A 20,512-nucleotide genomic window follows, 5' to 3' on the forward strand; every position below is an offset into this window, starting at 1 on the left:
CGCCCCCCTCCGACGTTCGCGGAAATCGATCCCATGCTGAGCTATCTGGGCGATAAGATCGTCGGTCTGACCCTCGCAGTTCTGAATGTGCTTGCGCCCTTCGAGGTGCATGTGACCAAGGGGGTGGCCTACGCGGACGGGATCGAGCACCGCGCCGACATCTATCGGTCGGCCGCGCGGGGGGCGCGTCCGGTCGTTGTCTTCCTCTATGGCGGGGGATGGCGGAGCGGGTCCAAGGATGAGGTCGCGTATGTCGGCGCCGCCTTCGCGCGGCGGGGCTTCGTTGCCGTGATCCCGGACTACCGCCACGTTCCGGCTGTCGGACTGTCAGACATCCTGGCGGACAATGCCGCCGCGGTCGCCTGGACCATCGCCCACGCGGCCGAATATGGCGGCGACTCAAGGCGTGTCGTGGTCGTAGGCCATTCCTCCGGCGCGTGGGCCGCCGCCATGCTGGGTCTCGATCCAACATGGCTGGAGCAGGCCGGCTCAAGCCCAGCGAAGCTCGCCGGCATCGTCGGATTGGCGGGCCCCTATGCGAGCGCGGCGCTGATGGAGCCGTTGGATCGTGAGGTCTTCGTCGGCAGCGATCCCACTCTGCAGCCGATCAATCATGCTTCGGACAGGCATCCTGCGATGCTGCTGGCCGCGGGCGCGGCCGATCTCGACGTCAACCCGGCCGGGACCCTGGCGCTCGACGGAGCCATGCGGGCCTTCGCCGGTGATGAGACCATGAAGATCTATCCCGGCCTGGGCCATGGCCAGATCGTTCATGCCCTCAGCTTTCCCTTCAGTCTCCGGTTCCCGGTCGCCGACGACGTCGCGCGATTCATCAAGGGGGCCCATGCCGGGCCGTGATGCGCCCGAGCCGACGGAGCCGCCGAGGCCCCGATCGGCTTCGCTTGGCCAATGAGCGCGGGCCGGTCCGAGACGCGCCGGCCTATCCTCCCAGTGCCGTCGCGATGCGACCTGCGCCAGCCTCAGTGATAGCCCGGCGCTCCCGCCGCGACCTTGCCGCGGAACAGCCAGTACACGTAGGCTGTATAGACCAGGATCATCGGCACGAGCACGACGGCACCGGCCAGCAGGAAAGCTTGGCTGCTGGGATGCGTCGCCGCATCCCAGATCGAGATGGCCGGCGGTACGATCATCGGCCACAGGCTGATCCCGAGCCCGATATACGACATCAGGAACAGACCCAGGGCGCACAGGAACGGCGTCACCTCGGCGCGTCGCTCGAGAGCGACGAAGAAGCGCCAGGCGAGGACGGCGACCAGGGCGGGAACCGGGGCAGCCAGCGCGATATTCGGCCAGGACAGCCACCGGGCCCGGAACGCGTCGCTCAGGATCGGCATGGCGGCCGAGACGATCGCAATGGCCGCCAGCGTGACGAAGCCGAGTTGGCGTGCCAGCCGATAGGCCCGGAGCTGGAGTTCACCCTCGGTCTTCCAGATGAGCCAGCAGGCACCGAGCAGGCCGTACCCGCCCACTAGGGCGATGCCCGTCAGCACGGAGAATGGGGTCAGCCAGTCCCACCAGCCGCCCGCATAGGCGCGGCCCTCGACCCGGATGCCCTGGACCAGGGCACCGAGGCAGATGCCCTGGCAGAAGGTTGCCACGTAACTGCCCCACGAGAAGGACCGATCCCAGGCGCGCTGGCTTCGGAGAGTGGCCGCCCGGAACCGCATCTCGAAGGCGACACCGCGGAAGACCAAGGCCAGGAGCATCAGGATCAGCGGCATGTAGAGCGCCGGCAGGATAGTGGCGTAGGCGAGGGGGAACACTGCAAACAGACCGCCGCCGCCGAGGATCAGCCAGGTCTCGTTGCCGTCCCAGACCGGGGCGACGGTGTTGACCATAAGATCCCGATCCGCCTTGCCGCGGACTGCGGGGAACAGGATGCCGACCCCGAGGTCGAAGCCGTCCATCACCACGTAGAGGAACACGGCCGTGGCGATGAGGAACGCCCAGATGAGGGTGAGATCGAGGGACATCGGGCCTACTCCGCGGGCTGGGCGAGGGGACGGCCGGCGCCGGGCGTGCCGGAGACCAGGGCGGGCGCGGGCGTGATGCCGGCGGTGCGGATCGGCTGCCCCGGGGGCGGCCCGGGCTCATGGACGTGCGGCGTCTGGTTGAACAGGTGCAGGAGGTACCAGATGCCGGCGCCGAAGACGGCGAGGTAGACCGCCGCGAAGGCCGCCAGGGAGGCCGCGACCGCCGGGGCCGCCACCGGGGAGACGCTGTCGACGGTGCGCAGCGCGCCGTAGACGGTGAAGGGTTGACGGCCCGCCTCCGTGACCGTCCAGCCGGCCGTGACGGCGATCAATCCGGACGGCCCCATGGCGACGGCGAAGCGGTGAAGCCACGGCGTGTCGTACAGCCGCCCCTGACGGCGCAGCCAGAGCGCGGCTAGACCCAGGGCGATCATCAGAAGGCCGAGCGCAACCATGATCCGGAACGACCAGAACACCAGGGGTAGGTTGGTCGGCCACTGATCGCGCGGGATGTCCCTGAGACCGCGAACCTCGCCGTCGAGGTCGTGGGTCAGATAGAGGCTGGCGAGACCGGGGATGCCGATCCGATTCTGCACCACGCCCGCATTCGCGTCGGGCCAGCCGAACAGGATCGCGGGGGCGCGGCGCTCGGTCTCGAAATGTCCCTCCATGGCGGCGACCTTGGCGGGCTGGTGCGCGTAGGAATTGCCGCCGTGCAGGTCGCCGATCACCAGCTGGGCCGGAGCCACCACGGCGGCCATCCACATGGCCATGGAGAACATCAGCCGCGCCTGGCGATTGCTCCGGTTGCGCAGCAGATGCCACGCCCCCACCGCCCCGACGATCATCGCGGTGGTGAGATAGGCGCCCGTGACCGTGTGGGCGAAGCGGTAGGGGAAGGACGGGTTGAAGATGATCGCCAGCCAGTCGGCCGGTTCGAAGCGCCCGTCCGGCCCGATGGCGTGGCCGGTGGGGGTCTGCATCCAGGAATTGGCCGACAGGATCCAGAATGCGGAGGTCAACGTGCCGAAGGCGACGAGGCAGGTCGCCAGGAAGTGCAGCCCCTTGCCGACCCGCTCCAGGCCGAACAGCATGACGCCGAGGAAGCCCGCCTCCAGGAAGAAGGCCGTCAGAACCTCGTAGCCGAGCAGGGGGCCGAGCACCGGCGCCGTCCGGTCGGCGAAGACCGACCAGTTGGTGCCGAACTGGTAGCTCATGACCAGTCCGGAGACGACGCCCATCGCGAAGGCGACCGCGAAGACGCGGAGCCAGTACCGATAGGTATCCAGATAGACGGCCTCGCCGGTCCTGAGCCAGAAGCCTTCGAGGACCGCGAGATAGCTCGCGAGTCCGATGGTGAAGGCCGGGAACAGGAAGTGCCAGACGACGGTGAGCGCGAATTGGGCTCGCGCGAGATCGACTGCGCTCGGCAGTTCGAGAGCGGACATCACGGTCTCCCAGGGGACGAACGGGCCGGATGTGCCGCAGCTTGAGCGCTGCCGCGTTGATTCAGCTCAAGGCCGGAGCGCGCGAATCCGACAAGCCGGTGCGGTGGCGATTGCGCTGGATCAAGGCTGCGGCCCCTCCCACCGACCATACGGCTCTGGTCGGGGCCGTGTGTCGGTCGCGCGGAGACCGCCATGTCCTATGCCAACATCCTCGTTTCCGTGGACTTCGCGGAATCGACGCCCGACCGCGTGCGGCTGGCGGCGGCCTTGGCGCGCCGCTTCGATGCGACGCTGACCGGCGCGGCCGCCGCCGAGGTGCCGGCCCCCCTGTTTGCCCATGACATCCGCGACGCGCAGGCCCAGCACGAGCGCCTCAAGGCCGAAGTCCTCGTGGACCTTGAGCAGGCGCAGGCGATCTTCGCGCGCTGCGCAGGCGCGGCACCGCGGACCGCTTGGTGTGGCGGCCTCGACCGGCCGTCCGCTCATCTCGTGGACAAGGGCCGTGCCGCCGACCTGATCGTCGTCGGCCGGGCCGGCGAGAGCGAGATCGACCCCGGGCCGTTCGGCGTGGCGATCGCGCCGGTTCTGATGGAGGCCGGACGGCCGGTCCTCGTCGTTCCCCCGCGCGTCAGAGGGGAGCCGGGCCGGCGCATCGTCGTGGCCTGGAAGGATTCGCCGGAGGCGCGACGGGCGGTAGCCGGGGCCCTGCCGTTCCTGCGCTCGGCGGATCGGGTCTTCGTCGCCACGGCGGGCGAAGGCGCCCGCCTGGAAGGCGCGGACGAGGTGGCCGCTCATCTCGCGCTCCACGGCGCGTCCGTCGCCACGCATCTGTTGTCTCCGACGGTGAGCGATGGCGACGAGATCCTTCGTTTTGCTCACGACCAGCAGGCTGACCTGATCGTCATGGGCGCGTACGGCCACTCACGCCTGCGGGAATGGATCTTCGGCGGCGCGACACGCCACATCCTTCACGCGACCGAGGTCTGCTGCCTGATGGCGCATTGACGGGCCTGCGGCGATGCTTCGTCGTCGGGGATCGGTCATCCGCACGTCGCCAGACGGAGCCGGATCATCCGCGCGACCCGAGCGGATGACCGTGCGGGCCGCGTCCATGCTCCGCAGGCGCGGCCTGCCGGTACGCCACGCGACACCGGACGGGAGAGGTCCGCGCCGGTTCTAGCGGGAGAAGTGGGTTGTCGACATCCGGTCCGTGACGAGTTCGGACGGCACCCAGTCGAATTGCGGCACCGGCTCATGCCGGATCAAAGCCAGGGCATCATCGATCGCACGACGGCCTTGTAAGCTCGCATCCTGGTGGATCGTTACGGCAAGCCGTTTGTCCTGCATGGCCTGCATCCCGGCGGCGGTCGCATCCACGCCCCCGATCAGGATCCGGCCCGCCGGAATTCCGGCCGCCTCCGCGGCTTCGGCAGCACCGATCGCCATCTCGTCGGTGACGGCTGCGATCGCATCGATGGCCGGCTTCCGCGCGAGCCAATCGGCCACGGCGGCTCGGGCCGCCGAACGGTCGCAGTCCACCGCCGCCTCCGCGACCAGCCGGAGGCCCGGGGATTCGGCCAGGACCTCCTTCACGCCCTCGGCGCGAGGCGCCGACCCGGGGTGCGACGTGCAGCCCGCGAGGATCCCCACGCGGCCCCTCCCGTCCAGCATCTGCCCAAGCTTGCGCATCTGCAACCGCCCGGCGACGAGGTCATCCGGCTGGATGAAGGCGACTCGTCCGGCGAACCAAGCCGAACGGGGTGCGCCGTTGACGGCGACCAGCGGAACATCCGCCTCTTGCGCCAGCCGGATGATCGCGGCCCAAGCCGACGGATCGACAGGGCTCACCACGAGCGCATCGACCTTCTCGGCGATGACGTGCCGGGCCTGCGCGATCTGCTGCGCGCCCGCGCCTTCCGGCGCATAGTCGAAATGCACCGTTATCCCGCGCGCCACCGCGTGCTCCTTCAGGCTGTCGTGCAGAAGGCGGGTGAGGGCCGCCGGCGGAGTCATCAGAACGGCGATCGTGGTGGCAGACGCCGGTTTCGCGCAGACGATGACGGCGAGAGCCCCGGCCCAGGCGGCTCGTCGCAGGCGCGAGCGCATCTGCGCCCGATCTGTCCGGCCCATCACGCTCGCTCCGTTCCTGTCGTTCCGTGCCCCGCGTCAGGCCGCGCGGACATTGTCGAGAAAGCCAGCGATCTCGCCGCCGAGACGTTCGGCGTCCCGCGACAAGCTGCGGGCCGCGGCCAACATGCCGGCCGCGACCGTGTCGGCCTCCGCGGCCGGATCGGTTGTTCCTGTGATGTCGAAGCCGGGTTCCACGGCGTCGGCGGTACAGGGGATGACGATCTGGACGGCCTCCCGCGCTGCAGCGCCCTGCTGCTCGACGGCGACGGCGATCGAAGCCGCCGCCCGGCTCATATCGGCGATCCGGGCGGTGATGCCTGCGATCGCCGACGTCGCCTCGACAGTCGATCCCTGCAGTTCGGCCACGTGCCGGCCGATGACTTCGGTGGCCTCTTTGGTCTGTCCCGCCAGGGTCTTCACTTCGGCGGCCACAACCGCGAATCCGCGCCCTGCCTCACCGGCCCGCGCGGCTTCGATCGCGGCATTGAGGGCGAGGAGATGGGTCTGGGCGGCAATCTTGGTGATCATGCGGACCACATCGCCGATCCGGTCCGCGGCGCCGCTGAGGGCTTGAACACGCGAGAGGGTCTCTTCCGCCTCCACCGCCGCGCCACCTGCCAGAGACGCCGTGATCTCGGCTTGGCGATTGACCTCGTGGGCCGCAGAGTTGAACGCCCCGGTAGCGGCGGCAATCCGCCGGACGTCGGACTGAGCCTGTTGGGCTGCGGCGGCCATCGTCGCCGCGTGACTCGTCGTCAACGTGACCATCTCGCAGAGTCTCTCGGCCGTGGCGCGCAGCTCCGCCGAGTCGGATGACACGGTCTCGACAACCCCGCCGATCTCCGCTTCGAACCGCTCCGTCATGTTGCGAAACGCCTCACGGCGTTGCTGTTCACGGTGCGCCTGCACCCGGGCCGCCTCCTCTTCGCGGCGTTCGGCGTGCCGAATCCTGTTCTCACAGGCCCTGAGAGCCCCCGCCATCGCGCCGAGTTCGACGTCCTGCATCAGGGCGGAGATCGGAACCGTCGACCCGTTCTCCGCCCATCGCTGCAGGGTGGCGGTTATAGCCGACACCGGTCGAACGACATGGCGCAGGACGATCCACGCCAGCCCGAGGCTGATCGGTGCGGAGGCCGACACGGCCATGGCGAGCGCCCACCACGCCATCCGGCCGGTTGTATCGACGGTCTTGGCTTCTTCGGCGATCCTGCCTTGACGGTTCATGAGCAACGCGTCGACCGCCTGCAGAAGCGCTGCCGCATTGGCCTCCAGCACCGTCGAGAGGACCTGGTCGGCGAGTTCGCGTTCCCCGGCCCGGTCGAGGGCGGCCGCCTCGGCCCCGACAGCGAGGACGTGCTGCCAAGCTACGCGCAGAGTTTGCGCCAGCTTTTGGTCATCAGGCGCCGTAACGGTCGGAAGATACGCGCTCCAGGCGGCCGAGAGCGATCGATGCGCCGCGTCGATCTTGACGAAGCTTTCACGACGGGCCTCCTCAGTCGGCGCAGCGTGCGCCAGAACCGCAAGCGTCCGAAGCTCCTGACTCAGTTGCTTGATGGTGCCGAGCTGGGTCGTGGCCTTGATCTCACCGGCCAGGGTGCGACTCGCTGCTTCGACGATGCCGATCCGGACTGCCGAGACCAATCCAATACCAATCGGAACACTGAACATCGTCACGGCAAATGCAATAACGATCAATCGAACGCTTAATTCACGCCGCAGCCCAAGAAATGACAGACGCACATGCATCCAATGATTTCCGATAAGATCATTGGACTATCTTCTATGCAATAATCTCTCCAAAATCAACGCCCGTATATATACAGTTGTTATACTTGATGAAGATTATAGTAAAACATACTTGCCTCGTAAAATATAGACAGAACAAGAAAATATAATTATATTCGCATCTATTACTATTCAGATGACCGTCTCATTTGCGGGCGGACGATCTCCGCAGATTGAGTGTCGCGCGTCGCAAATCTGATCTGCCTGTGGGCGGCACACGCCGCGCGTCGCGCTGCGGCACGCCGCCGATCCCATCCGCACATCGCTTGCACGCCGGATCGGCCGCGCCGCCTGCCGAGCGCCGCAGATGCGTCGCTCAGTCTACCCCGCCAACGCCGGGCGAGGCTGCGTCTGCACCGAGGTCAGAGCGGCTTGGTCTGCTGGGCGCGCATCCACAACAGGCCGGCCAAGCCCATCCACGGGCACACGAAGACGATGAAGGCGACCAATCCCATGGATCATCTCCCGGCGAACCGTGTGTGACGTCAAGAAACGCTCGCCGATTTCGCCGGATCCGCCTCATTGTCCGCAGCCCGAGCTTGGCGCGCCATCGCGATCAATTCCGATGCCGTAAATCCGCGGTGCGGGGGCGGTTCAGGGAGGTTACCCGGGGTCGGCAAACGCGGCGCCGGCGGAAGGGGCGATGCCCGCCCCGGCCATAACCGCTTCAGCCGACCTGCCTTGCGCAAGGTTCGCTCCACCACGCATCCGTCTCCCGCTCATGAACTGCGGTGACGGGTAGGCGAGGGCCTGCCGCCGGGTAAGCCGGCCCGGGACAAGTGTGCAGCCGAGGCCCGGCGCGTAGCGTATGGCCCACCCTCTGGGCGGCCGCCGGCATTGCCCTATGGCACGCTCTTCAGACGCGAGACGCACAGGGGCTCAGACCCGATCAGCCCGCACCGCCGGTTGCCGTGCGGACAGCCGGTGCAGTTGAGCTGTCTCGTCATCCGCGACATTGCCGTCGACGCTCGAAGTCCGGCTGGTCGGACCCGCGCGCGAGCCCGAAGGTCTCGTTCTGCAAAGTCGTTTGACCAAATTGCTTCAAATACAGCTCATTGCGGCGCACGATATCGAATGAGCCACCAATTTCGTCCGGCTCCGGATGGGCGGTCCGTCGTACGCGAGTGCCGACGCGCGTGCGGATAGCGGCGGAAGTGTTTGACCCGCGCGACGTTCGGACCTTCCACCTTCAGCCGAAGGCGCGCGAAGCTTCCCGGACCTGACGCGTCGCCCGGTCTGCGCGGGCGCTGGCCTGCGCGATCGTGTTCATGCCCGCCGAGATCGCGGACACATCCTGCGCTGCGGTCTGCATGCTGCCGGACATCGCCCGCATGACCACGGATTGTTCTTCCACCGCAGCCGCGAGGGTGGACGATACCGTGTTCAACGTATGGATCGTTCCCTGGATCGCGTCGATGGCGTCGACGGCCTCACGGGTTGCTGACTGGGTAGAGGCGATCTGGAGTCGGATCTGGTCCGTCGCCCGGCCGGTCTGGGCGGCGAGGGTCTTCACCTCCGTGGCCACCACCGCGAAGCCGCGTCCGGCCGCGCCGGCCCGCGCCGCCTCGATGGTCGCGTTCAACGCCAACAGGTTGGTCTGGGCAGCGATCCCGGAGATGAGGCCGAGGACATCGCCGATCTGGGTGGCGTTTTCGCTGAGCCCCGTCACGATCTGACCGGTGCGCTGCGCCTGTTCCACGGCTTGTCCCGCGACATCCGCCGCGTGGTTTACCTGCCGATTCATGTCGTCCACCGACGCGGACAGCTTTTCCGCGCCGATGGCGACCGACTGGATGTCGCTCGACACGCGGCCGACGCGCGTGACCGCCTCGTCGGCTTGGCGCGTGACGTCCGCCACGGCGCCGCCTATGGCGTCGAGCTCATCACCGATCGCGCGCTGCGCGGCCGCGCGCTGCTGACGTTCATGGACTTGCGCAGTGATGTCGGTGGCGAATTTGACGACGCGGATCGGCTTCCCGTCCACGTCGGTGATGGGGTTGTACGTCGCCTGGATCCAGATTTCGCGACCGCCCTTTCCGGTGCGTTTGAAGGCCCCGGATTGAAATTCGCCGCGCGCCAACGCAGCCCAGAACAGGCGGTAAGCCTCGCTGGTGCGCTCGGCCTCGCTCACGAACAGGCTGTGATGGCGTCCGACGATCTCGTCCAGTTCGTAACCCACCGCGGTCAGAAAATTGGGATTGGCGGTGACGATGGTGCCGTCGAGGGAGAAGGCGATGACGGCCTGCGAGCGATGCAGCGCGGTGATCTGCCCTTCGAGATCGAGGGTTCGCAGCTTCTGCGCCGTGATGTCGGTGGCGAATTTGACGATCTTCACCGGCTTGCCGCCCGCGTCGAGCACCGGATTGTAGGTTGCCTGGATCCAGACCTCGCGGCCACCCTTGGCGAGGCGCTTGTACTCGGCGCTCTCGAACGTACCGTGCCGCAGGCTCTCCCAGAAACGGCGATAGTCCTCACTCTCTCGCACGGCCGGTTCGACGAACAGGCTGTGGTGACGGCCCTGGATTTCCGCGAGCGTGTAGCCCATGGCCGCGAGAAAGTTCTCGTTGGCGTCCAGAATTGTGCCGTCGAGCGCGAACTCAATCGTCGCAAGGGATCGGCTCAAAGCTGCAAGTTTTGCGGCTTGGTCGTTCCGAGTCCTGAGTCCCTCGAACATTGATCCTCCACATATCACGACCGCAGTGCGGCAGAAGCGCGCAACAGCACGGTCGATGCTGGCTTTTAACTAGTCCAGGCGTCGTTTAGCGTCCCAAACGACCTTGGGTTCTCACCGACGCCCCAGCCAATCGGCATCTTTCATAGGCGCGGACCGTTTCAGTGCCGTTAAGGGCCCGCCTCTCAACATCAGAATCGCACGCGATGACCGGCGAGAACGGACTGTTCAATAAACCCCGAGTCATCGCCCAAAGATTGTGCCCTTACGTTTCAGGGCTTGATCTTGGACAATCCTGCGTTGTGCGCAGCGTGAGCTTTTCCGGCGGACTGACGCGCCGTGCTCTGCCCCGGCGCGGAGCAACCGGTATCCGCCCTGCAGGCGGCGGTCCCGCTGTCGCCGGGGAGCGCCGACGGACGGGCGCCGTTTCCAGGCCCGTCGCGCATCGAGGGACGTCAGGCGGTCCGGCCGATCGTCGCCTCGATGCGACCGGCAGGCTCGTCCGTCGGCAGAAAGACGGTTCCAGCATTGTCGAGGCCGAAAGAAGTGAGGTCGATCGGCAGGTAATGCTTGTTGGGCATCACGAAGCCGATCTCGGCGAGTTCCGGAACCGCGTCGAGCGCGGCCTCACCCATCCGGTACATGCTGTCCTGAATGCCTTGGCTGTAGGTCGTGCCGAAGACAGTGAGCAGCGTCTGGAGGATGCGGGCATTGGCCTCGCTGCAATCGGGAGGGGGCGACGCCCAGGTCCAGGTCGCATCCATGCTGGTGGCGGCGATGCGATCCGTCGTATCCGGCAGCGTCCGGTATCGGTCCGCAACGAAATCCGACCAGCCCGATTGGGTCGTCTTCATGAAGGTGTAGCCCCGCAGGCCGGAGCGCAGCGTCGAACCGGCTCGGCTGGCGGTGAGCGCCACGAAGCCGGTGCCGTTCCCGTCCCGCGTGAAGGTATGCCCGTGCGGCGCGCCCGCAATCGCGTGACGCAGCCAGCGGATCTCCTCTGCCTCGATGGCGACGGCCTCGATCTGCGGATAGGTCTCGAGCAGGACCTGCGCGACCGCGGCGACGAAGGCTTCCGCGTCGAGAGTCAGGTTCTGCGCCGCCGTGACGTTGACGATGTTCCTGATGCTGTCGGTGGCGATGGCGGCGCGGTTATCCCCCGTGGTCCAGGCGGCCTCGAAGCGGCCGGTCAGCATGACCGACAGCGTCAGCTCCCGCGGCGTATGGTGCTCGCCGTCGCGGGCGAGACGCAGCACACGAACCCGCTCCTTGCCGTAGCGCGATGCCGTCAGGGCCATGGGGATCTCCGAGCGGGCCGCAGCCGGCCATCTCACGCGATTCTGATTCATCCTAGGCCGAGGCGGGCGGGGGCGCCAAGGTTCCCCGGCACCGCCGCGGCTTGACCGGTGCCTCATATCGGCCGGCATAGTGAAGGGCCGGACCGAACCGGCGCCGGACCGGCGAGGGGGTATGGACCTCAACACCATCGAGACCGTCCTGCGTCCGCGCAGCCGGATCAAGTTGCCCGCCTGGCAGGACGGCGATGCCTGCCTGGGCGGCGGCACGTGGCTGTTCTCCGAGCCGCAGGTCGGGATGCGGCGCCTCATCGACCTCGCGACCCTCGGCTGGCCGCCGCACACGATCGACGCAGGCGGCCTCACGCTGGCTGCGACCTGCACCATCGCGCAGCTCGACCGGCTGGAATTGCCGCCGGGCTGGAACGCGGCGCCCCTGGTCGGCCAGTGCTGTCGGGCGCTGCTCGGCTCCTTCAAGATCTGGAACGTGGCCACGGTCGGCGGCAATGTCTGCCTCGCCCTCCCGGCCGGCCCGATGATCGCCCTCGCGACCGCCCTGGACGCGACCTGCACGATCTGGTCCGCGGACGGGACCGAGCGCCACGTCCCGGTGATCGACTTCGTCCTCGGTCCGCAGCGCAATGCCCTGAGACCGGGGGACGTCCTCCGCAGCCTCTCGATGCCGGCCGCTGCCCTTGCGCGCCGCACGGCGTTCCGCCGCGTCAGCCTCAGCCCGAACGGCCGTTCCGGCGCGCTGCTCATCGGGACGCGCGCCGCGGACGGCGCCTTCGCGCTGACCGTCACGGCCTCGGTGACGCGTCCGCTCCGCCTGACCTTCGACGGGCTGCCGGGTCCGGATGCGCTGACGCGTGCCCTCGACGCTGCGATTCCGGATGCCCTCTATCACGACGATGTCCACGGCCGGCCCGACTGGCGCCGCCACATGACCCGGCACTTCGCCGAGGAGATCCGCGCGTCGCTCGACGCGGCGCCGTCGCCGGGAGCCGCGTCATGAAGGTTATGATCAACGGCGCGATGCACGAGGGTTCGCCGCGGGCCGGACAGTGCCTGCGGACCTATCTGCGCGAGGCGGGCTGGTTCGGCGTCAAGAAGGGCTGCGACGCTGGCGATTGCGGCGCCTGCACGATCCATCTCGACGGCGAGCCGGTCCACAGCTGCCTCGTCCCGGCATTCCGCGCCGAGGGCCGGAGCGTGACGACGATCGAAGGCCTGGCGGGTCCCTGCCATCCCGACGATCCCGAGCCCACCGAGTTCCATCCGACGCAGCAGGCCTTCCTGGACGCCCAGGGCTTCCAGTGCGGGTTCTGCACGCCGGGCATGATCATGACGGCGGCGAGGCTCGACCAGGGGCAGAAGCAGGATCTCGGCATCGCCCTCAAGGGCAATCTCTGCCGCTGTACCGGCTACCGCGCCGTCCGCGAGGCCATCGCGGGCAGCGCAAGGTCCGTGGAGCGCGGCAGCTGTGGAGATCCGGTCGGGCGGAACTGCCCGGCGCCGGCTGCGCCGCTTGTGGTGTCCGGTCGCGCCCGTTTCACCCTGGACGCCCCGCTCGGCGACACGCTCCATCTCAAGGTCCTGCGCTCGCCCCATGCCCATGCCCGGATCGTGGCGATCGACGCCGCGGCAGCGCGCGCCGTCCCGGGGGTCGTGGCCGTGCTGACCCATGCGGACGCACCGCCGCGCCGGTTCTCCACCGGCCGCCACGAGGATCCGCGGGACGATGCGTCCGACACGCGGGTGCTCGACCCGATCCTGCGCTTCGTGGGCCAGCGCGTCGCCGCCGTGGTGGCGGAGTCTGAAGCGGCCGCCGAGGCCGGCTGCCGGGCCCTTCAGGTCACCTACGAGGTCCGCCCGGCGCTCCTCGATCCGGGCCGCGCCCTGGAGCCCGACGCACCCCGGGTCCACGATCCCCGCGACGGCCCGGGCGAGGATGCGCCGCCCCTCGGACGCCACCCCAACCTCGCCGGCGAGGTCCACGGCGCGGTTGGCGACGTGGAGGCCGGCTTGGCCGAAGCCGACTTCGTCTATGCCGGGACGTTCCGGTCGCAGCGCGTCCAGCACGCCGCCATGGAGACCCATGGCTGCATCGGATGGCGCGCCGAGGACGGCCGCCTGACGCTGCGCACGAGCACCCAGGTGCCGTTCCTGACCCGGGACGCGCTGGCCGACCTGTTCGGCCTGGAGAAGGACGCGGTGCGCGTGGTCTGCGCCCGGGTCGGGGGCGGCTTCGGCGGCAAACAGGAGATGCTCACCGAGGATCTCGTCGCCCTGGCGGTCCTGCACACCGGCCGGCCGGTCCGCTGGGAGCTGACCCGCCGGGAACAGTTCGTCGGAACCACGACGCGTCATCCGATGCGGGTGGATGTGAAGGTCGGCGCCCGGCGCGACGGCACGCTGACGGCGCTCAGCCTGGACGTCCTGTCCGACACCGGCGCCTACGGCAACCACGCCGGCGGCGTGATCCATCACGCCTGCAACGAGGTGCTGGCCGCCTATGTCTGCCCGAACAAGCGGGTCGATGGCCGCGCCGTCTACACCCATACGCTGCCGGCGGGGGCCTTCCGGGGCTATGGGCTGAGCCAGACCATCTTCGCCCTGGAATCCGCCCTGGACGAGGTCGCCCGCGGGCTCGGCCTCGACCCCTTCGCGCTGCGGCGGCACAACGCCGTCAAGCCGGGCGACGCCCTGGTGTCGAGCAGCCTGGAGCCCCACGACGTGGTGTTCGGCAGCTACGGCCTCGACCAGTGCCTGACCCTGGTCGAGGAGGCGCTGCAAGCCGATCCGGGACCGGAGCCGGAGGCCGGCTGGCGCTGCGGAACCGGCATGGCGATGGCGATGATCGACACGATTCCCCCGCGCGGCCACCATGCCAATGCGCGGGTCGGCCTGGACGCCGACGGGCACTTTACCGTGCGGGTCGGGACGGCGGAGTTCGGCAACGGCACCAGCACGGTGCATCGGCAGATCGCGGCCTCGGCACTCGGCGTCGCGCCGGAGCGCGTTCGCATCGCGGGCGCGGACACCGATGGCGTCGGCCACGATACCGGCGCCTATGGCAGCACGGGGACCGTTGTGGCGGGTCTGGCGACGCTCCGCGCCGCGGAGGCGCTCGCGGTCCGGATTTGCACGCGGGCGGCGGAAATCGCGGGTGCGTCCCCGGATTCCTGCCGCGTGGCGGGGGATGTCGTCGATACGCCGGCCGGGCCGGTGACGCTCGCGGCGATCGGACCGCTCGACGCGGCCGGCCGGGCCGACGGCAGCCCGCGCTCGGTGGCGTTCAACGTCCACGCCTTCCGGGTCGCGGTCGATCCCGTGAGCGGGATGGTGCGCATCCTGAGGAGCGTTCACGCCGCCGATGCTGGGCGGGTCATCAACCCGATGCAGTGCCGCGGACAGGTCGAGGGCGGCGTCGCGCAGGCGATCGGCGCAGCGCTCTACGAGGAGGTCCGCGTCGGTACGGACGGGAGCCTCATCACGCAGACATTCCGCGACTACCACATCCCCGCCTGCGCCGACGTGCCGGACACCGAGGTCCTGTTCGCCGACACGTACGACAGCGTCGGCCCCCTCGGCGCCAAGTCGATGAGCGAGTCGCCCTTCAACCCGGTGGCGGCGGCGCTCGGCAACGCGATCCGCGACGCGACCGGCGCGAGGCTGACCGCGACCCCCTTCGCCCCCGACAGGATCTACCGGGCCGTGGCGGCCGGCGGGACCGGGCTCTCGTGATGGATCACCCGCGGGATGCCACGCCGGCGGCCAAACCCGGCTTTCTGGAGCGCACCTTCCGCCTCGCCGAGCACGGCACCAGCGTGCGCACGGAGGTGCTGGCGGGGCTGACCACCTTCCTGACGATGGCCTACATCGTCTTCATCAATCCGAGCATCCTGGCGGATGCCGGCATGCCGCGGGGCGCCGTGTTCGTGGCGACCTGCCTCGTGGCGGCGCTCGGCTCGCTGATCATGGCGCTCTACGCCAATTACCCGATCGCCCTCGCGCCCGGGATGGGGCTCAACGCCTACTTCACCTACGTGGTGGTCCAGCAACTCGGCTTCAGCTGGCAGGCCGCCCTCGGGGCGGTGTTCATCTCGGGGCTGTGTTTCCTGATCGTCACCCTGACCGGGCTGCGCGCGCTCATCGTCGACGGGATCCCGCGCTCCATGCGCATCGCCATCACGGTGGGGATCGGCCTGTTCCTGGCGATCATCGCGCTCAAGAATGCCGGCCTCGTGGCGGCGAACCCCGCAACCCTCGTCACCCTCGGCGATCTGCACAAGCCCGAGACGATCCTGGCGGTGGTCGGCTTCCTGATGGTGGCCGTCCTGTCCGCGCGGAAGGTTCGGGCGGCGCTGCTCGCCAGCATCCTGACGGTGACGGCTTTGAGCTTCGTGTTCGCCGGCAACACCTTCCAGGGTGTCGTCGCCCTCCCGCCTTCCATCACCCCGACGCTCTTTGCCCTCGACATCCCGGGGGCGCTCTCGGCGGGCCTGCTCAACGTGATCCTGGTCCTGTTCCTGGTCGAGCTGTTCGACGCCACCGGAACGCTGATGGGCGTGGCGAACCGCGCCGGGCTCCTGACAGACGGGCGGATGCGCCGCCTCGACCGGGCCTTGATGGCCGATTCCGTCTCGGTCTTCGCGGGCGCGCTTCTCGGCACGTCGAGCACCACGGCCTATCTGGAGAGCGCCTCCGGCGTGGAGGAGGGCGGCCGCACGGGGCTGACGGCCGCCACCGTGGCGGTTCTGTTCCTCGCCTGCCTGTTCTTCGCCCCTCTGGCCGGTGCCGTCCCGGCCTACGCCACGGCACCGGCGCTGTTCTACGTCGCCTGCCTGATGCTGCGGGAGTTGGTGGAGCTCGACTGGGACGATCTCACGGAGGTGGTGCCGGCCTGCGTGACGGCCCTCCTGATGCCCTTCACCTACTCGATCGCCACCGGCGTCTCCTGCGGGTTCATCACCTACGCGGCGTTGAAGCTGCTCGCCGGCCGGGCCCGGGAGGTGAAGCCGATCGTCTGGGTGATCGCGGCGGTGTTCCTGTTCAAGTTCGTCGAGACGGGCGGGGCGCATTGACGACCGGGCCGCACGGCTACCGGCGCATCGCCGCCTCATAGAGAGCCGCCGCATCCCGCGCCGCACGCATGGCCGCGGCGGCCTCGGGATCGCGCAGGCGCCGTGCCACGCAGGCCAGAGCGTTCAGCGGCTCGCCCTCGGCGGCCGTGGGGAGCAGCAACAGGAAGACGAGGTCCACCGGCCGGTCGTCGACCGCCTCGAAATCGATCGGCTCACGGAGCCGGGCGAGGATCCCGTACGGGCGCGTCACCGCGTCGAGGCGCGCATGCGGCAGGGCGATGCCGTCTCCGATCCCCGTCGAGCCGAGGGTCTCGCGCCGGACGAGCGCCGGATGGATCGCCCCCGCGCTCAGGCCGAGGGCGCCGGCCGCACGGCGGGCCAGCTCCTCGAGCAACGCGCCTTTGCTGGCCATGCGCAGGCCGACGAGGGCGTCGGCCGGCATGAGGATCTGGTCCACGGTCATCGCGCAAAATCGCGGGCGCAGGGACGCATCGGGCTATCCTCGAGATCAGTGGGTCGCGGCGCCGTCGGCGGCGCGGGGATGCGGGACCGGCTCGTCGTCGGGCGCGCGCAGGCGGTAGCCGACGCCGGTCTCGGTCAGCAGGAGGCGCGGCCGTTCGGGATCGGCCTCCAGCTTCTGGCGGAGCTGGCGCACGTAGACGCGCAGATATTGCGGATCGGACGAGGACGGGACCGAGCGCATGAGCTGCGCGTGGGTCAGCACCTTGCCGGCATGCAGCACCAGGACGCGCAGGAAGTCGTATTCCCGCGGGGTCAGCTTCACCTCGGCCTCGTCGACCTTCACGATCCGGCGGACGAGATCGACCGAGAGGTTGTCGACGCGGAAGATCGGCCGCTCGCCCCGCGCGGCGAGCTGGTGGCGCATGGCGGCCCGCAGGCGGGCCAGCAGCTCCGCCATGCCGAAGGGCTTGGTCACATAATCGTTGGCGCCGAGATCCAGTGCCTCGACCTTGCCGCCCTCGTCGTCGCGGCTCGACAGCACGACGACGGGCAGATCGGGATGACTCGCCCGGACCGCCCGCAACAGATCGTGGCCGCGCATGTCGGGCAGGCCGAGGTCGAGGATCACGAGGTCCACCCCCTCGCGCCCGAGCAGCGCCAGGGCGGTCCGGGCGTCGGGCGCCTCCAGGACGGCGTAGCCCTGCGTGGCGAGGCCCATGCGCAGGAGCTTGCGGATCGGCGGCTCGTCGTCGACCACCAGGACCGTGGGGCTCATGCGGCGATGTCCTTGGGCGCAGTTCGGGCGGGCACGGGAAGGCTGATGGTGAAGCAGGCCCCGCTCCGGTCCCGGCGATTTCCGGCCGTGACCGTGCCGCCCATCGCCTCGACGAAGCCCCGGGAAATGGCGAGCCCCAGCCCGGTGCCGGCCCTGACCCGATCGCCCTTCCGGACGCGGTAGAACTTGTCGAACACCCGCTCGACATCCGCCTCGGGCAGGCCGTCTCCTTCGTCCAGCACGGCGATCCGGACCCGGTCGTCGGCGCGGCGGACCTGCAGGGTGACGGTCGAGCCCTCGGGCGCGTATTTGGCGGCGTTGTCCAGGAGATTGACCAGAACCTGTTCGAACAGGACGGGGTCGAGCGCCAGGGCCGGCAGGTCGGGCTCCACCTCCACGGCGACGCGATGCGCGGCGAGGATCTTCTGGGTGCGGCGCAGGGCCGTGTCGACGGTCTCGGCCACGTCCTGCGCCGAAAGGTTCGGTGCCACCGCGCCCGCCTCCAGCCGGGTCATGTCGAGGAGGTTTGCGATGAAGCGATTGAGCCGCTCTGATTCCTCGATGATCGTCGCCAGCAGCTCCGCCTTCGCGTCTGCCGGAAGCGCGGATTCGAGGTCGCGCAGCGTGCTGGCCGCGCCGAGCACCGACGCGAGGGGCGTGCGCAGGTCGTGGCTGATCGAGGTGAGCAGCGCTTGGCGCAGGCGGTCGGTCTCGGCGGCGCGCTCGGCCCGGTCCAGATCCTCCACGAGCCGGACCCGCTCGATGGCGAGGGCGCCCATGTCGGCCAGGGCGTCGAGGAGGCGGCGGCCCTCTGGCGACAGGATCGGTCCGGTGCCGTCGGAATCGAGGCCGATCACCCCGATCGTGCCGCGCCCGGTCCGCATCGGCAGAAACAGCCGCTTGGCCCCCGGCAGCGTGTCGGCCCCGCGGCCCGCCGGCCGGTCGTTGTCGAAGGCCCATTGCGCCGCCGCCAGATCGGCCTCGTCCAGCATGTCCTCGGGCGGGTAGCCGGCCCGGACCGTGACGGCCTGACCGTCGGGCAGCAGCAGGACGACGCGGACCTTCAGCATCGCGGCGACCTGGGCGCAGGTGGCCCAGAGCACGTCGTCCAGGGTGCCGCAGGCGGCGAGCTTCCGCGAGAACCCGAACAGCCGCTCGGTGGCCCGGGCGCGGCCCTGGCTGACCACCGCCACGCGGCGGGCGCGGGAGGCGAGGTTCGAGACCAGCACCGCCACCAGGGTGAAGAGCAGGAAGGCCGCGACATTGGTCGGGTCGGCGATGGTGAGCGTGTAGACCGGCGGCAGGAAGAAGAAGTTGTAGGCGAGCGAGGCCGCCACCACCGCGGCGAGCGCCGGCCCGAGCCCCCAGCGCACCGCCACCGCGACGATGGCGGTCAGAAGGAAGAGGTCGGCGTTCTCGACGCCGGCATAGGGCTGAGCGAGGATGGCGGCGCCGAGCCCCGCGGCGACGGCCGACAGCGCGACCGCGTAGGGCCGCGCCTCGAAGCCCGACCGCGACGGGGCGACCGCGACGGGGCGGCGCGGCTGCGTCGTATCCGGAACGGCCTCGCCGGGGACCACGTGCACGCTGATGGCGCCGCTGCCCCGCACGAGATCGTGCACCACGGAGCCGTTGAGCAGCTCGAACAGCCATGACCGGTTCGCCTTGCCGACCACGATGTGATTGACGTTGGCGGACCGGGCGTAGTCGAGCACGTCGTCGGCGATCCGGCGGCCGCCCGGGAGAGTGACGGCATCGCCGCCGAGCCGGTCGGCGATCCGCAACGCTTCGGCGATCCGGTCGCGCTCGGCCTCGCTCAAGGTCGCCGCGCGGGCCCCCTCGATCGAGAGCGCCGTCCAGGGCGCATGCAGGCGGTCGGCGAGGCGCTTGGCGTAGCGCACGAGGCCTGCGGAGCGGGGGTCCTCGTTCACGCAGACCAGCACGCGCTCGCCCGCCGCCCAGGGGCCGGCGATGGCGTTGGCCCGCATGTGGCCGAGCAGCTCGTCGTCCACCCGGTCGGCGGTGCGCCGCAGCGCCAGCTCGCGGAGCGCCGTCAGGTTGCCGCGGGAGAAGTAGTGCTTCAGGGCCCGCTCGGCGTGGGTCGGGACGTAGACGTTGCCGTCCTTCAGGCGCTGGATGAGGTCGTCGGGGTTGAGGTCCACCACCTCGATGTCGTCGGCGCGGTCGAGGACGCCGTCCGGCACCGTCTCGCGCACCCGGATACGGGTGATCGAGGCGACCACGTCGTTGAGGCTCTCGACGTGCTGGATGTTGAGCGTCGTCAGAACGTCGATGCCGGCATCGAGAAGCTCCTCGACATCCTGGTACCGTTTCGGGTGGCGCGAGCCCGGGGCATTGGTGTGGGCCAGCTCGTCGACCAGCGCCAGCGCCGGCCGGCGGGCGAGGAGGGCGTCGAGGTCCATCTCCTGAAGGACGGTGCCGTGATACGGCACCGACCGGCGGGGGATCGTCTCGAAGCCGTCGAGCAGGGCCTCGGTCTCGGCCCGGCCGTGCGTCTCGACCACGCCGATCACGACGTCGATCCCAGCCTTCAGCCGGGCCCGGCCGATGGTCAGCATCTCGTAGGTCTTGCCGACCCCCGGGGCGGCCCCGAGAAACACCTTGAGCCGCCCGCGCGTCCGCTCCTCCCGGCGCGCCGCTTCGAGCAGGGCGTCGGGCGAGGGGCGGGTCGGGTCGCGGGTGGTCTCGGGCATGAACCTCGTCTCAGGAGCAGTCTGTCTCGGGCCATCCGGTCCTCGCCCTCAGCCGGTGGCCTCGCGGTGCTCCGGCCGGATGCGCGATCCCCGGCCATCCCCGTCGGGGCCGCTGACGCGGCTCTTCAGGATGCGGGCGGGGATCGGACGT

General features: G+C 69.5%; 14 protein-coding genes. 5 read left to right on the forward strand and 9 right to left on the reverse strand.

The genetic code is table 11. The features are described 5' to 3' along the window. Window positions 1-33: 33 nt before the first annotated feature. The gene (locus P9K36_RS01295; protein ID WP_043382215.1) at window positions 34-858 is read left to right on the forward strand and encodes an alpha/beta hydrolase; all 825 of its coding nucleotides are present in this window, start codon (window positions 34-36) and stop codon (window positions 856-858) included. A gap of 122 nt (window positions 859-980) precedes the next feature. On the opposite strand, the gene cydB is transcribed toward P9K36_RS01295, so the two are convergent. Next, window positions 981-1,994, reverse strand: coding sequence for a cytochrome d ubiquinol oxidase subunit II (gene cydB / locus P9K36_RS01300; protein WP_043755099.1), 1,014 nt, complete (start codon window positions 1,992-1,994; stop codon window positions 981-983). A gap of 5 nt (window positions 1,995-1,999) precedes the next feature. Next, window positions 2,000-3,442: a cytochrome ubiquinol oxidase subunit I gene (locus tag P9K36_RS01305; RefSeq protein ID WP_043755101.1), complete on the reverse strand. Its 1,443-nt coding sequence runs from the start codon at window positions 3,440-3,442 to the stop codon at window positions 2,000-2,002. Window positions 3,443-3,634: 192 nt separating this feature from the next. On the opposite strand from P9K36_RS01305, the gene P9K36_RS01310 reads away from it, so the two are divergent. After that, window positions 3,635-4,447 (forward strand): universal stress protein, encoded by an 813-nt coding sequence (locus tag P9K36_RS01310; RefSeq protein WP_043755102.1) that lies wholly within the window; start codon window positions 3,635-3,637, stop codon window positions 4,445-4,447. A gap of 171 nt (window positions 4,448-4,618) precedes the next feature. On the opposite strand, the gene P9K36_RS01315 is transcribed toward P9K36_RS01310, so the two are convergent. The 4 genes from P9K36_RS01315 to pucL all read right to left on the reverse strand — a co-directional run bounded on the left by P9K36_RS01315 (window position 4,619) and on the right by pucL (window position 11,326). After that, the gene (locus P9K36_RS01315; protein ID WP_043755104.1) at window positions 4,619-5,572 is read right to left on the reverse strand and encodes a substrate-binding domain-containing protein; all 954 of its coding nucleotides are present in this window, start codon (window positions 5,570-5,572) and stop codon (window positions 4,619-4,621) included. 36 nt (window positions 5,573-5,608) lie between these two features. Continuing rightward, a complete protein-coding gene (locus P9K36_RS01320; RefSeq protein WP_100793878.1) occupies window positions 5,609-7,318 on the reverse strand; it encodes a methyl-accepting chemotaxis protein in 1,710 nt (569 codons plus the stop codon). Window positions 7,319-8,546: 1,228 nt separating this feature from the next. Beyond that, window positions 8,547-10,031 carry a PAS domain S-box protein gene (locus P9K36_RS01325; protein WP_043356429.1) on the reverse strand — a complete coding sequence of 495 codons (1,485 nt, stop codon included), beginning with the start codon at window positions 10,029-10,031 and terminating at the stop codon, window positions 8,547-8,549. Between the two features lie 452 nt (window positions 10,032-10,483). Next, window positions 10,484-11,326 (reverse strand): factor-independent urate hydroxylase, encoded by an 843-nt coding sequence (gene pucL, locus P9K36_RS01330; RefSeq protein ID WP_043755107.1) that lies wholly within the window; start codon window positions 11,324-11,326, stop codon window positions 10,484-10,486. A gap of 172 nt (window positions 11,327-11,498) precedes the next feature. Between pucL and P9K36_RS01335 the strand changes: the two genes are divergently transcribed. The 3 genes from P9K36_RS01335 to P9K36_RS01345 are packed head-to-tail and all read left to right on the forward strand — an operon-like array spanning window position 11,499 to window position 16,410. Further along, complete coding sequence (locus P9K36_RS01335) at window positions 11,499-12,338, forward strand: FAD binding domain-containing protein (RefSeq protein WP_278306486.1); 840 nt, start codon at window positions 11,499-11,501, stop codon at window positions 12,336-12,338. Beyond that, complete coding sequence (locus P9K36_RS01340; RefSeq protein ID WP_043755109.1) at window positions 12,335-15,070, forward strand: molybdopterin cofactor-binding domain-containing protein; 2,736 nt, start codon at window positions 12,335-12,337, stop codon at window positions 15,068-15,070. Before P9K36_RS01335 ends, P9K36_RS01340 begins: the two co-directional genes overlap by 4 nt. Then, entirely contained in the window at window positions 15,070-16,410 is a 1,341-nt protein-coding gene (locus P9K36_RS01345) for an NCS2 family permease (RefSeq protein WP_278307334.1), read from the forward strand. Before P9K36_RS01340 ends, P9K36_RS01345 begins: the two co-directional genes overlap by 1 nt. Before the next feature lie 16 nt (window positions 16,411-16,426). Here P9K36_RS01345 and P9K36_RS01350 read toward each other — a convergent pair whose 3' ends face one another. From P9K36_RS01350 to P9K36_RS01360, 3 genes are read right to left on the reverse strand one after another with little or no spacing between them, the layout of a single operon-like run. Further along, on the reverse strand, window positions 16,427-16,873 hold the full coding sequence (locus tag P9K36_RS01350; RefSeq protein ID WP_043755112.1) for a PTS sugar transporter subunit IIA: 447 nt from the start codon (window positions 16,871-16,873) through the stop codon (window positions 16,427-16,429). A gap of 45 nt (window positions 16,874-16,918) precedes the next feature. Beyond that, entirely contained in the window at window positions 16,919-17,647 is a 729-nt protein-coding gene (locus P9K36_RS01355; protein WP_043356449.1) for a response regulator transcription factor, read from the reverse strand. After that, a complete protein-coding gene (locus P9K36_RS01360; RefSeq protein WP_043755114.1) occupies window positions 17,644-20,361 on the reverse strand; it encodes a sensor histidine kinase KdpD in 2,718 nt (905 codons plus the stop codon). Before P9K36_RS01360 ends, P9K36_RS01355 begins: the two co-directional genes overlap by 4 nt. Window positions 20,362-20,512 lie beyond the last annotated feature (151 nt).

It is taken from the genome of Methylobacterium sp. 391_Methyba4, assembly GCF_029691625.1.
GTDB lineage: Bacteria > Pseudomonadota > Alphaproteobacteria > Rhizobiales > Beijerinckiaceae > Methylobacterium > Methylobacterium fujisawaense.

What these genes read in the sequence shown, in the direction of transcription:
- P9K36_RS01295 (WP_043382215.1), top strand. Translation starts at nt 34, where the DNA reads ATGCTGAGCTATCTGGGCGATAAGATCGTCGGTCTGACCCTCGCAGTT.
- P9K36_RS01355 (WP_043356449.1), bottom strand. Translation starts at nt 17,647, where the DNA reads ATGAGCCCCACGGTCCTGGTGGTCGACGACGAGCCGCCGATCCGCAAG.
- P9K36_RS01315 (WP_043755104.1), bottom strand. Translation starts at nt 5,572, where the DNA reads ATGGGCCGGACAGATCGGGCGCAGATGCGCTCGCGCCTGCGACGAGCC.
- P9K36_RS01350 (WP_043755112.1), bottom strand. Translation starts at nt 16,873, where the DNA reads ATGACCGTGGACCAGATCCTCATGCCGGCCGACGCCCTCGTCGGCCTG.
- cydB (WP_043755099.1), bottom strand. Translation starts at nt 1,994, where the DNA reads ATGTCCCTCGATCTCACCCTCATCTGGGCGTTCCTCATCGCCACGGCC.
- P9K36_RS01305 (WP_043755101.1), bottom strand. Translation starts at nt 3,442, where the DNA reads ATGTCCGCTCTCGAACTGCCGAGCGCAGTCGATCTCGCGCGAGCCCAA.
- P9K36_RS01325 (WP_043356429.1), bottom strand. Translation starts at nt 10,031, where the DNA reads ATGTTCGAGGGACTCAGGACTCGGAACGACCAAGCCGCAAAACTTGCA.
- P9K36_RS01320 (WP_100793878.1), bottom strand. Translation starts at nt 7,318, where the DNA reads ATGCATGTGCGTCTGTCATTTCTTGGGCTGCGGCGTGAATTAAGCGTT.
- P9K36_RS01310 (WP_043755102.1), top strand. Translation starts at nt 3,635, where the DNA reads ATGTCCTATGCCAACATCCTCGTTTCCGTGGACTTCGCGGAATCGACG.
- P9K36_RS01360 (WP_043755114.1), bottom strand. Translation starts at nt 20,361, where the DNA reads ATGCCCGAGACCACCCGCGACCCGACCCGCCCCTCGCCCGACGCCCTG.
- pucL (WP_043755107.1), bottom strand. Translation starts at nt 11,326, where the DNA reads ATGGCCCTGACGGCATCGCGCTACGGCAAGGAGCGGGTTCGTGTGCTG.
- P9K36_RS01335 (WP_278306486.1), top strand. Translation starts at nt 11,499, where the DNA reads ATGGACCTCAACACCATCGAGACCGTCCTGCGTCCGCGCAGCCGGATC.
- P9K36_RS01345 (WP_278307334.1), top strand. Translation starts at nt 15,070, where the DNA reads ATGGATCACCCGCGGGATGCCACGCCGGCGGCCAAACCCGGCTTTCTG.
- P9K36_RS01340 (WP_043755109.1), top strand. Translation starts at nt 12,335, where the DNA reads ATGAAGGTTATGATCAACGGCGCGATGCACGAGGGTTCGCCGCGGGCC.